This window comes from Streptomyces sp. PTL18 (assembly GCF_059510295.1).
In genome coordinates this window covers 430,510-440,572 of the sequence record NZ_JCAJZO010000006.1, presented here as the reverse complement: position 1 = coordinate 440,572, position 10,063 = coordinate 430,510, and the positions used below count along the sequence as shown (strand labels likewise).

At 73.1% G+C, this 10,063-nt stretch carries 13 protein-coding genes; 4 read left to right on the top strand and 9 right to left on the bottom strand.

Features of this window, described 5'->3' with window-relative positions:
- The 3 genes from AC5WS8_RS15215 to AC5WS8_RS15205 form a co-directional block, all read right to left on the bottom strand.
- A partial coding sequence (locus AC5WS8_RS15215; RefSeq protein ID WP_496103905.1) for an SAM-dependent methyltransferase occupies nucleotides 1-812 on the bottom strand: 812 nt, incomplete at its 3' end.
- Between the two features lie 91 nt (nucleotides 813-903).
- A complete protein-coding gene (locus AC5WS8_RS15210; RefSeq protein WP_496103904.1) occupies nucleotides 904-1,158 on the bottom strand; it encodes a DUF397 domain-containing protein in 255 nt (84 codons plus the stop codon).
- The gene (locus tag AC5WS8_RS15205) at nucleotides 1,159-2,019 is read right to left on the bottom strand and encodes a Sco1979 family transcriptional regulator (RefSeq protein ID WP_496103903.1); all 861 of its coding nucleotides are present in this window, start codon (nucleotides 2,017-2,019) and stop codon (nucleotides 1,159-1,161) included.
- 261 nt (nucleotides 2,020-2,280) lie between these two features.
- On the opposite strand from AC5WS8_RS15205, the gene AC5WS8_RS15200 reads away from it, so the two are divergent.
- The gene (locus tag AC5WS8_RS15200; protein ID WP_496103902.1) at nucleotides 2,281-3,045 is read left to right on the top strand and encodes an ATP-binding protein; all 765 of its coding nucleotides are present in this window, start codon (nucleotides 2,281-2,283) and stop codon (nucleotides 3,043-3,045) included.
- Complete coding sequence (locus AC5WS8_RS15195; RefSeq protein WP_496103901.1) at nucleotides 3,036-3,494, top strand: hypothetical protein; 459 nt, start codon at nucleotides 3,036-3,038, stop codon at nucleotides 3,492-3,494. The genes AC5WS8_RS15200 and AC5WS8_RS15195 overlap by 10 nt, the downstream gene beginning before the upstream one ends.
- 246 nt (nucleotides 3,495-3,740) lie before the next feature.
- On the opposite strand, the gene AC5WS8_RS15190 is transcribed toward AC5WS8_RS15195, so the two are convergent.
- From AC5WS8_RS15190 to AC5WS8_RS15175, 4 genes are all read right to left on the bottom strand, one after another.
- Nucleotides 3,741-3,914 (bottom strand): DUF8839 family protein, encoded by a 174-nt coding sequence (locus AC5WS8_RS15190; RefSeq protein WP_496103900.1) that lies wholly within the window; start codon nucleotides 3,912-3,914, stop codon nucleotides 3,741-3,743.
- Nucleotides 3,915-4,106: 192 nt separating this feature from the next.
- Nucleotides 4,107-5,975, bottom strand: coding sequence for an FUSC family protein (locus tag AC5WS8_RS15185; RefSeq protein WP_496103899.1), 1,869 nt, complete (start codon nucleotides 5,973-5,975; stop codon nucleotides 4,107-4,109).
- 365 nt (nucleotides 5,976-6,340) lie between these two features.
- A complete protein-coding gene (locus AC5WS8_RS15180; RefSeq protein WP_496103898.1) occupies nucleotides 6,341-6,508 on the bottom strand; it encodes a hypothetical protein in 168 nt (55 codons plus the stop codon).
- A gap of 195 nt (nucleotides 6,509-6,703) precedes the next feature.
- A complete protein-coding gene (locus AC5WS8_RS15175; protein ID WP_496103897.1) occupies nucleotides 6,704-7,405 on the bottom strand; it encodes a uracil-DNA glycosylase in 702 nt (233 codons plus the stop codon).
- A gap of 111 nt (nucleotides 7,406-7,516) precedes the next feature.
- On the opposite strand from AC5WS8_RS15175, the gene AC5WS8_RS15170 reads away from it, so the two are divergent.
- Complete coding sequence (locus AC5WS8_RS15170; protein WP_496103896.1) at nucleotides 7,517-8,149, top strand: RNA-binding S4 domain-containing protein; 633 nt, start codon at nucleotides 7,517-7,519, stop codon at nucleotides 8,147-8,149.
- A gap of 73 nt (nucleotides 8,150-8,222) precedes the next feature.
- Here AC5WS8_RS15170 and AC5WS8_RS15165 read toward each other — a convergent pair whose 3' ends face one another.
- A complete protein-coding gene (locus tag AC5WS8_RS15165) occupies nucleotides 8,223-9,209 on the bottom strand; it encodes an acyltransferase domain-containing protein (RefSeq protein ID WP_496103895.1) in 987 nt (328 codons plus the stop codon).
- Nucleotides 9,210-9,322: 113 nt separating this feature from the next.
- Between AC5WS8_RS15165 and AC5WS8_RS15160 the strand changes: the two genes are divergently transcribed.
- Nucleotides 9,323-9,595 (top strand): DUF6343 family protein, encoded by a 273-nt coding sequence (locus AC5WS8_RS15160; RefSeq protein WP_496103894.1) that lies wholly within the window; start codon nucleotides 9,323-9,325, stop codon nucleotides 9,593-9,595.
- A gap of 46 nt (nucleotides 9,596-9,641) precedes the next feature.
- On the opposite strand, the gene AC5WS8_RS15155 is transcribed toward AC5WS8_RS15160, so the two are convergent.
- Nucleotides 9,642-10,022: a tetratricopeptide repeat protein gene (locus tag AC5WS8_RS15155; protein ID WP_366027749.1), complete on the bottom strand. Its 381-nt coding sequence runs from the start codon at nucleotides 10,020-10,022 to the stop codon at nucleotides 9,642-9,644.
- Nucleotides 10,023-10,063: the final 41 nt, after the last annotated feature.

The window sequence follows — 10,063 nt, the reverse complement described above, 5'->3', positions numbered from 1 at the left end:
CCCTTGCGCGCCACCGCCCCGTAGCCCGGAATGATCCCGTCGTCCTGGCCGGGGACCGGTTCGCCGAGTTCCGGGTGCCATCTGTGGACCACTTCGACGCCGGGGTCGACGAGGTCGAGGCCGTCGAAGAAGCGGGCGAACTCCTCGCGGGAGCGGAGCGCCAGCGTGACCCCGGCCGCCTTGAGCTTCTCCGTGGCCGCCGCCGACTCCTCCGGTGTGAAGTCGGCCGTGGCGTGGGTCATCACCAGGCAGCTGCCGGGCGGCAGTTCGGACAGCAGCCGATCGACCAGTTCGTGCGCACCGTCCTCGTCGGAGACGAAGTGCAGCAGAGCGACAAGCGACAACGCCACGGGCCGGGAGAAGTCCAGGACCTTCCCGGCTCCGTCGAGAATGGTCGCGGGGTCCCGCACGTCGGCCTGCAGGTACTCGGTCACGCCCTGGGGCGTGCTGCGCAGCAGGGCAGCCGCGTGGGCCAGCACGATCGGGTCGTTGTCGCAGTAGACGACGCGTGCGTCAGGCGCGATCCGCTGGGCCACCTGGTGCAGGTTCGGTTCGGTCGGGATGCCCGTGCCGACGTCCAGGAACTGTCGCACGCCGTTGTGGGCCAGCCAGCGTGTGGCGCGGTGCATGAACGCGCGGTTGACGCGCGCCATCACCGGCACCCTCGGGTCGAGGGCGAGCATCTGCCGGCCCATCTCCTCGTCGACGGGGTAGTTGTCCTTCCCGCCGAGGTACCAGTCGTACATGCGCGCCGGGTGCGGTCTGCTCGTATCGATGACGACGGCGTCCTGGGCGGGGTCCTGCCCGGTCATGAGGAACTCCGTAAGGGTCTGGGGAACTCGGTGGTCAACTGAACGCCAGGGTGGTGATGCGGATGACAAGCGCGGGGGCCCAACAAGGTGGTCATGACAGCAGGAAGTCGGCCTCCCCCGCCTTGGCCCCTTCGATGAACGCGGTCATCTCGTCGGAGGTGTAGATCAGCGCGGGCCCGTCCGGGTCCGTGGACTGGCGGACGGCGATCCGGCCGTCGGGGAGCTTCATCGCCTCCAGGCAGTTGCCGCCGTTGCCTCCGCTCCACGGCTTGTGCCAGCCCTCGCTGCCCAGTTCACGAGCCGGCATGCCGTTGTAGACGCGTATGCGCGGCGTGATGCGATCCATTCACAGCTCCTCGCGGAGATCCTCGAGGATCTCCTTCGTGCGTTGTGCAGGGGCGGCCTGGGCCGCCATGCGGTCCATGACCTCGAGGTGGGTCGCCACCTCGGTGCGCGCGTCCAGATAGACGGCGCCGGTCAGGTACTCGCTGTAGACCATGTCCGGCAGTTCCGGCATGGCGAAACGGAACAGGACGAAGGGGCCGTAGGTGCCGGGATGGGGACCGGAGGAGAACTCGAGCACCTGCAGCGTCACATGGGGCAGCCGCGTGACCTCCAGCAGCCGTTCGACCTGGGCCCGCATGACCGCGGGGCCGCCGACCGGGCGGCGCAGCGCGGTCTCCTCCATCACGGCCCAGACGCGGGGCGCGTCGTCGCGGGTGAGCAGTTCCTGGCGCTGCATGCGCAACGCCACGTGCCGCTCGATGTCCTCGGGCCTGGTCTGTCCGATGGCACCCGACCTCAGTACCCCTCGGGCGTAGTCCTCGGTCTGCATGATCCCGGGTACGAAGTGGGGTTCGTACTGGCGGATGAGCGCCGCCGCGCCCTCCAGGCTGACGTACAGCGAGAACCAGCCCGGAAGAATGTCGTGAAACCGCTGCCACCAGCCGGGCTTGTTGGCCTCCTCGGCCAGTTGGACGAAGGCCTCGGCCTCCTCGTCGCTGACCCCGTAGGCCTTCAGAAGGAGTTGCAGGTAGGGGATCTTGAGGGCGACTTCCGCGGTCTCCATGCGGCGGACGGTGGCGGGTGCGACGCGCAGGATGCGCGCGGCCTCCTCCCGTTTGAGGCCGGCACGTTCACGCAGGTCCAGCAGACGCCGGCCGAGAACGACCTGACCGACCGTCGGCGCCGAGCGCGGCTCGCTCACCTCGCACCTCCTCCCGTCCCAGTGGGCGCTGACCTGCCGGGGCGACGTCGTTCGGACTCTTTCCGCACCGCCACCCACGACGTTCGATCACGGCTCACGGACTTTCGACGCGGGCCCCGGACTCGGACGTCCGTGCCTCAGATCCCAACTGGCGCCGTTCGGCGTGCCGTTGCGAGCAGTGTGCCATGTCCCTTCTCGGCGTCACACAGCACTCTGCAATTTCCAGAGTGACTCTTGCCAAGTGTTCATGTCACGGCGATAGTGGCAAGCGTGATTCCGCCCGCGTCGTTAGCAACAGACGCCCCCGCAGACCGACCCGGCCTGGGTGGCGCCTCAGGACTGCGCCCCGGCACGGCCGCCGAACGCCGGTTCCGTTTCGAGCTGGCCGCGCATCCGGGTTCCGTCGCACGGGCGCGGCAGCTGACGCGTGCCCGGCTGGCCGGGTGGGCGGTGTGCGAGGACACGTGCGACACGGCCGTCCTGGTCGTCTCCGAACTGGTCACCAATGCGATCGTGCACACCGCCGGGGAGCATGTCGTGTGCGAACTGCACGACGAGGACGACCTGGTGCGCATAGCCGTGCGCGACGAGGGATGCGCACCCGGTGAACCGCGGCCCGCACCGCGGCGCCCCGAGGAGGAGCACGGGAGGGGGTTGCTTCTCGTAGCGGCCCTGTGCCGCGCCTGGGGAGCCCAGGAGGCAGGGGTCGGTCTGTTGGTCTGGGCCGAACTGGCACGCGGCGCCGACCGGTCGGCGCCCGCCCGGCTCCCCCGCCCCACTCAGCCGTCCGGGGACCTGCCGTGTTCCGGCGACAGGTCCCGGGAGCGGAAGGAGGCGGCGCCACGTCCCGATCTCGGCGGAGGAGGCGGCACGATGACGCGGTCCGACCCGGGCTGGAGCGCCAAGAAGCCGCCCGCGGACGACGGTGCGCGCTTCGACCTCGGCTGGAGTGCGAAGCGCCCCCCGGCGGACGGCCGGGGTTCCGGGGCGGAGCCGCCGTCGGGAACGGGGAGCGCATGGGCGTGAGGGGGACGTGGGCCGCGGGGCCCGGCTTCACCCGGGTCCCGACCCTGGACTCCCTGGTCCGTGTCGACCGGGCGCGGCGGGCGTCCGCCACGGCGCCCGGACGACTCCCTCTGCCCGACGACACGACCGTCCCGCTCGGCTGCGACGCGGTGGCCGCGCCCGCCCGCTACGGGCCCCTGGTACTGCCCAGACTGCCGCGGCTGGGCTGTGTGTACGCCGACCGGGCCGACTGGTGGTGGATCGTGCCGTCCGACTCCGATGTCGCCATGGACTGGCCGGCACCCAGCCGCTACGCCCGCGGCGCACTCGTTCCGGACCCGGAGGGGGTCCCCGAGCTCATCCACCGGGCGGACGGCAGCGTGCCGTACACCCCGCCGATCCCCCTGTATCTGGCGCTGTGCTGGGTCACGGGCACCACTCCGGCATGGACACGCCCGATCAGCACATGACCGTGCCCCCGCCCCATCACGCGGAGACGCGCACAATGACACGACACGCGCACGTGTGCACCACGAACCCACGGACGAGTACCTCACGAATCCGAGCACGCATGCGCCCGTAGGGCATCACCCGGGCGCACGCTACGAAGACCACGCACGCGCGCCCCCGGCCTGCACGGCGTGTGCCGGTGCCGAATGCGCCCACGCGTGCCCCGACACATGCGTGCACGCGCCCTGCCGAACCGACCGGCGCGGTCACTCGGCGGCGTCGGCCCCCCGCACGACCACCAGGAACGCGTCCGTCGCGAGGTCCATCACGACCTCCGCGGGCTGCCCCTCCAGGCGCCGCGCCTGCGCGAACTCCTCCGCCGGCCACGAGCCTCGCGGCCCGCCTGCGGGAAAGCGCGCCAGCACTGTTCGCCCGTTCACCCTGTACCTCCTTGCAGCGCCGTGTTCCGGCGAGCCGATCACGGTCGGCTCCTAGAGTTAAACGCATCTCTTTGGGGGAACGGCGCGTCCGGTGCGGCTACTGAGACGCATTTGACACGTGGCCCGTGCGAAATCGCGGTGAATTCATCGGAACAGCCCGGTTGGTCCCGCCGGAAGCCGGGACGGCCTCGGCTACACCGCCAGGGGCAGTTGAGGGCTCTCCTCCGTGTCCAGTCCGGCGTGCGCGCGGCGCTCGGCGAGTTCGTCGAGGAGTTCGGCGAGCCGTCGGCGGTGCCGGGACGTGAGATGTCCGATGTCGTCGAGGTGCACGGCACAGGCGGTGGTGGTGTCGATGAGCCGTTCGAGCGTGACGGCCACCTCGTCCGTGCCCTCGGTGTGCCGGGCGAGGGCAGGGTGCTCGGCGGCGGCGAGGTCGATCGCGAGACGGGCCTCGGCGAGCGCGCGGTAGGCCTCGCGGCGCAGCGCCCAGCGCCCGAAGCGGTCGTCCTCCCGGGTCAGGACGTGCGCGAGGTAGGCGTGTGCGGCCTCCACCGCACGTCCCAGCCGGGCGCGTACGGTGCCGCCGCGCTGCCCCGGCGCCGGCAGGTGCCCGACGAGCAGCACGATCCCGCAGGCCAGGAGTGTCTCCCCGATCCTGCTCCAGGAGGCCTGCGACTCGCCGCCGACCATGACCAGGGCGAGGACGAGGACGGTGACGACGGTGGTCTGCGCGGCGAAGTGCCGTGTGGCGACCGGGACGAGCGCCCCGCACAGCGTCACGATCACGACGAGCCCCGCGGGCCTGGGCACGACGGCGGCGAGGGCGGCGAAGACGGCGGCACCCAGCACCGTCCCGGCCGCCCGGCACAGCACACGGGAGACCAGCGGTCCGAGATCGGGCTTGACCAGGAAGACGGCGGTCACGGGGAGCCAGTACCAGTGGGTGTGGTGCCCGTACCAGTGGGTGCGATGCAGGGCCTGCGCGATGGCGGCGCTGGCACCGAAACCGAGGGCGACACGGAGTCCGTACTCGCGTCCCCCGGCACCGAGGACGATGCTCAGCACGGAGGTGGCGGTACGGCGCTGGGCGTGCAGGCCGTGTCCGTCGCCGCCCCGGTCGAAGGTGTCGGCGGCGTGCAGGAGGGCGTCGTCGAGGGCGCGCAGAGCGGCGGCGTCGCGGGTCGGTGCGGGCAGGGGTCCGGTGTGCGTGTTGCCGCGGACGGCGGCGGCGAGGCGGCGCGGCCCCTCCGCTGCCCGCGCGGGAACGGGGTCCCCGGCCCAGGCGAGCGCGGTGGCGGCCTCGGCGAGGGGGAGAGCCGCGGCGTACTGCGCATGCAGGCGCCGTTCGGCCGGGGAGAAGGACGCGTACCGCCGCAGCCGGGGCCCGGCGAGGGCGTCCTGGGCGTGGTCCAGGGCAGCGGTCAGGGCCGCCCTGCGCGCGGTGGCGTCCGAAGTACCGGTGGCGAGGAGCAGGTCGGCGACGGCGTCGTACACCTCGGCGACGGCGTCACGTTCCCCGTCGAAGCGGTAGTCGCCTGTAGTCGCGCCGGACGTGGGCAGCACCAGGCGCAGCGCCAGCAGCCAGCCGGCGCCGGCGAGGAAGGCCAGGGCCCGCTGCCAGCCGCTCTCCGGCAGCGGCATCCCGGCACCGATGGCCGCGCCGACGAGCAGCTGGGTACCGGCCCCGGAGGCGACGGGGCCCACGGCGCTGACGGCTCCGGCGAGGAGTCCGAGGGCGGTGAGCACGAGGGTGAGGAGGACGGCTTCTGTGTGCTGCCCGGCGTACGTCCCGGTGAGCAGCCCACCGGCCCCCGCGAGCGCGGGCACCCCGAGGCGCTGCACGGAGGCCCGTCGGCTGCCGGGCCGGTCGTTGATCCCTGCGAGCAAGGCCCCGAGGGCGGCGAGGACACCCGCCGGCGTACGCCCGGTGAGCAGGGCGGCCAGCAGCAGCGGCCCCGCCGCGAGGGCACCCCGGACGACGGCGCTCCAGGGCACGGGGCCGCGCTGGGCGCGCAGGGCGTGGGCGAGCCAGGGGGGCAGGGCGAACGCGGGACGCGACACAGGGCTCCTGTCCGGACGAGGGCGGGGGTGTGCCTTCGGGCGACGGTGGCCGGGCGGTGTGGGGTCAACGGTAGGGCGTGTTCCCGGAGCGAAGGGGGCGTGAACGTTTCGGCGGTGTGAAAGGGCGGGCGGTCCTTGCGTTCTTTATGAACGCAAGTCCGTGTGGGCGGGGACCGGGAAGGCGGACGTGCCCTGCGATGTCACCGTCCGGTGTCGGCGGCTTCCCGCCGCGTCAGCGCGGCCGCGATGAGGGACCGGCGTCCTTGAGCCGGCCCGCGTCAGCGTGCTCGGCTGCGCGTCCAGGGGCTCCATGACTCCGGCGATGCCGCGCAGACCGGCGCGCTCCAGCAGCCGTTTCTCGTTGGTCACCCACTCCCCTCGTCCGGCGGGAACGGCGTGCGCCGCTTGGCCGAGGCCACCGCGGGGGCGCCCGCGACCTCAGTGAGGCGGCCCTTCGGGACGTGGTTGGCCCGTGCGTACGCGAGCGTGGCGCGGGCCGTGTCGTACCTCCGCCCGGCGGCGGAAGCGCGCATTCTTCCCGGGGTACGACCGCGGGCACGGGAGTGCGCCTCGCACGCGGTTGACGGCGAGCTCCGCCACCACCAGGTGGCTCGTCCGTTTCCACCACCGGATCCCCGCCACGGCGGCAACAGCCTGCTGATGTCCGTCAGGGAACCGGTCGACGGTGCGGCACCTGTTCGGAGGCGAACTGTCCGTGTGGAGCGCGGTCACGCCTCGGCCGGCAGCCCCGCCGCCTCCGCCGCCGTGCGCAGCACGTCCCGCAGCATCTGAGGGGTGAGCCGCCCGGTGAAGGTGTTGCGCTGGCTGACGTGGAAGCAGCCGAAGAGCTCCAGTCCCTCCAATGACACGCGGGCCCCGTGGCCGAAGCCCGGCCGCGGCCGGGGTACCACCCAGCCCGCCTCCCCGAGTGCGGTCAGCGCGGCCTGCCAGCCGAAGGAGCCGAGCGCGACGACGCACCTCAGCGACGGACGCAGCAGCCGCAGTTCCTGAACCAGCCACGGCCGGCAGGTGTTCCGTTCCTCGGGCGTCGGCTTGTTGGCGGGCGGGGCGCAGTGCACGGGCGCGGTGACGCGTACGCCGTGGAGCTCCAGGCCGTCGTCGGCGGCCACCGACGTGGGCTGCGACGCCAGTCCCACGGCGTGCAGCGCCGCGTAGAGCACGTCCCCGGACCGGTCCCCGGTGAACATCCGCCCGGTCCGGTTTCCGCCGTGGGCGGCGGGGGCAAGGCCGATGACGAGCAGCCGTGCGTCCGGCGGCCCGAAGCCCGGCACCGGCCGCCCCCAGTACGTCCAGTCGGCGAACGCGGCCCGCTTGGCCGAGGCCACCTCCTCGCGCCATGCGACCAGGCGCGGGCAGGCGCGGCATCCCGTGATCCGCTCGTCCAGCCGGGCGAGGCTGCTGCTGTCCATGCCTCCACGGTAGGACCGGGCGAGGGGGACTCCTGCGGCACCCGGCCGACCGGTGATCAGGCGCGGAAAAGGCGTCCGGTCCACCCGGCTCGGCGAGCTAAGGTCGGAGGCATGGCTTCTGAAGGCGCGGACCACGAGACGGCGGGCGGGGACTCCGGGGCGCGCCGCGGCGGCGACCCGGACCGGCGGGAGGCCGGCGCGGGCGCGGAAGGCCGGACCACCGGCACCGGAGGCTCCGCCGCCCCGACGGCCGCCGATCCGAAGACCGCTGCCGCGGTGGCCGCCGCGGAGGCGGCCGGCCCCGGGAGCGGGGAGAGCGTCCGCATCGACAGCTGGATCTGGTCCGTACGGCTCGTCAAGACCCGCTCGATGGGTGCGGCTGCCTGCCGGGGCGGCCATCTGCGGGTGAACGGCGAACGCGTGAAGCCCGCGTACAGCGTGCGCGTCGGCGACGAGGTGCGCCTCAGGCACGAGGGCCGGGAGCGTGTCGTCGTGGTGAAGCGTCTGATCCGCAAGCGCGTCGGCGCCCCGGTGGCCGTCCAGTGCTACATCGACAACAGCCCGCCCCCGCCACCCCGCGAAGCCGTCGGCCCGGCAGGTGTCCGCGACCGTGGCGCGGGCCGGCCCACCAAGCGCGACCGCCGCGAGATCGAGCGGCTCCGCGGCCTGGCAGCGGCGGGTGGCGGCTTCGCGAGCGGTTCGGGCACGCAGGGCCGCTCCGGGGGCCGGAGCCGGCCCGAATGATCACGTCGGGGTCGTGCCCCGTGGCCGGTCCGCTGTCACTCGACGGGGCGGAACGTGCGGGGGCCGAACGGCTTCACAGCGGGAACCAGCCGTGGCCCCCGTACCAGTGCCCGCCCGACCGCAGATGATCCCCCACCGCCCGCTCCACGCTGCTGCGCCGGGGCAACTCCCCGACCGGCAGCTCCGGGTCGCCGAAGACGAAACCTACCGGTGCCCCGTCGTCCGGTGCCGTGTCCTGGTGGGCGAGCCGGAACCGGTTCTGGAAGCGGATGATGTTGGAGTCCTCCGGGAGATACCGCTTGAGCTGGGGATCGAGGAGCCAGGAGTGGCACACGGCGATCTCATGGCGCTCGTCCGGGTAGTGCCGGGCGAAGAAGGCCCGTGCCTGCGCCAGGGACCGCTCACAGGCGGACGGTGACAGCGGGCCCCGGAAGTCGGGTATGTGCAGGCTCAGGCAGTGGTCGCCGGGTCCGAACGCCCGGCCCGCCGCCCCGATCGCCTGCCCGGTACGTTGCCCCAGCCGCGCCCGCTGGAACTGCAGCCGTCCCAGTTCGAACAGCTCCCCGTGGAAGTGCAGCGCGATCCACCAGGGGAACAGCAGCCCGCCCGTGCCGTGCCGTCGGCGGTGCACCGCCATGTGCCGGCCCAGGTCGGCGAGCGTGCGCCGGGACACCTCCTGGGGGATGCCGCGCTCGCGGTGGTACGCCCGCACGTACGGCAGCGCCGCGACGAAGACGTACACGGGGAAGAGCCGGCCCAGCGGCCCCGCCGACGCGGGGAACCGCGGTGGCTCCCAGCCCTTGCCGATCTCCCCCATGTCCCGCACCAGGCGGGCGACGCACCGCTCCAGCAGCGTCGTCACCCCCGGGTCCTGGTGGAGCCCGGCGCGGTGGGCGACGAGTTCGTTGATGTCCTCGTGGGGCACGGAGAGGTCGAGCAGGACATCGGGCAACTCGTCCGCGTCGGGCAGGGCGGCCCCCACGCCCGTGTCGCCGGCGCCGTCGAGGTCCCTCAGCCACTCGGCAAGCCGGGCGTCAGCCCGCAACGTCTGGAGCAGCACCGTCGCCTCCCCGCACGGATCCGGCCCCGCTGCTGTGCGCGGCCGCCCGGATCCGGTCGCCCTCCCATGGTGAACGTGCACCACGAAGGGTACTGGAGCCCTGAGGAGCAGTGATGGCGATGCGGACGGGCAGTGAACCGACGACGGCCCGCAGTGCACTGCGGGCCCGCTTCTGGCTGAGCCTGTGGGGTCTGGTGTGGGCCACCTTCGGCCTCGTGGCGTTCGCCCTCCTCGGCAGGCCGGGCTGGGCGGCCGCATGCGGTGCGCTGTGGCTGGTCGTGGCGGCGGACCTGACGGTGATCGTGCGGCACATCCGTCAGGGTCCGCACTGGCAGCCGGGCCGTGACGTGCCGCCGTACCTGCCGCCGGAACGCCGCGACAGGTAGCCACCGAGAGGATCGTGCCGGCCATGCGCGCACACCTGCCGGGGCCCTAGGAGTCGAAGCGTGCCGCCTTCAGGTACTGCGGGTTCGGGTCCAGGGCGGCGGCCAGCCGGAAGTGCCGCTTCGCCTCGTCCGGCCGGGCTTGGCGCTCGTACGTGCGGGCGAGGGCGAAGTGCGCGTACGCGTTGTCCGGCTCGCGTTCCAGCACGATGCTGAACTCCAGTTCGGCCGGTCGCAGTTGCGCGGCGGCGAAGAAGGCACGCGCACGCAGCAGCCGGGCGGCGGTGTTCTCGGGGTGGGCGGCGATCACGCCGTCGAGCAGTTTGACCGCGCCCCGGGGGTCCCGTGCGGCGAGGAGTTGCTCCGCGGCGCGGAAGTCGATGACATGCGTCTCCGGAGTGGGTCCGGTGGAATCGCTGGTCTCGGGCACGGCAGATTCCTTCCCTTGCTGCAGCGGTTCAACGCCCCCGG

What these genes read in the sequence shown, in the direction of transcription:
- AC5WS8_RS15175 (WP_496103897.1), bottom strand. Translation starts at nt 7,405, where the DNA reads ATGGACAGCAGCAGCCTCGCCCGGCTGGACGAGCGGATCACGGGATGC.
- AC5WS8_RS15195 (WP_496103901.1), top strand. Translation starts at nt 3,036, where the DNA reads ATGGGCGTGAGGGGGACGTGGGCCGCGGGGCCCGGCTTCACCCGGGTC.
- AC5WS8_RS15170 (WP_496103896.1), top strand. Translation starts at nt 7,517, where the DNA reads ATGGCTTCTGAAGGCGCGGACCACGAGACGGCGGGCGGGGACTCCGGG.
- AC5WS8_RS15210 (WP_496103904.1), bottom strand. Translation starts at nt 1,158, where the DNA reads ATGGATCGCATCACGCCGCGCATACGCGTCTACAACGGCATGCCGGCT.
- AC5WS8_RS15180 (WP_496103898.1), bottom strand. Translation starts at nt 6,508, where the DNA reads ATGCGCGCTTCCGCCGCCGGGCGGAGGTACGACACGGCCCGCGCCACG.
- AC5WS8_RS15160 (WP_496103894.1), top strand. Translation starts at nt 9,323, where the DNA reads ATGGCGATGCGGACGGGCAGTGAACCGACGACGGCCCGCAGTGCACTG.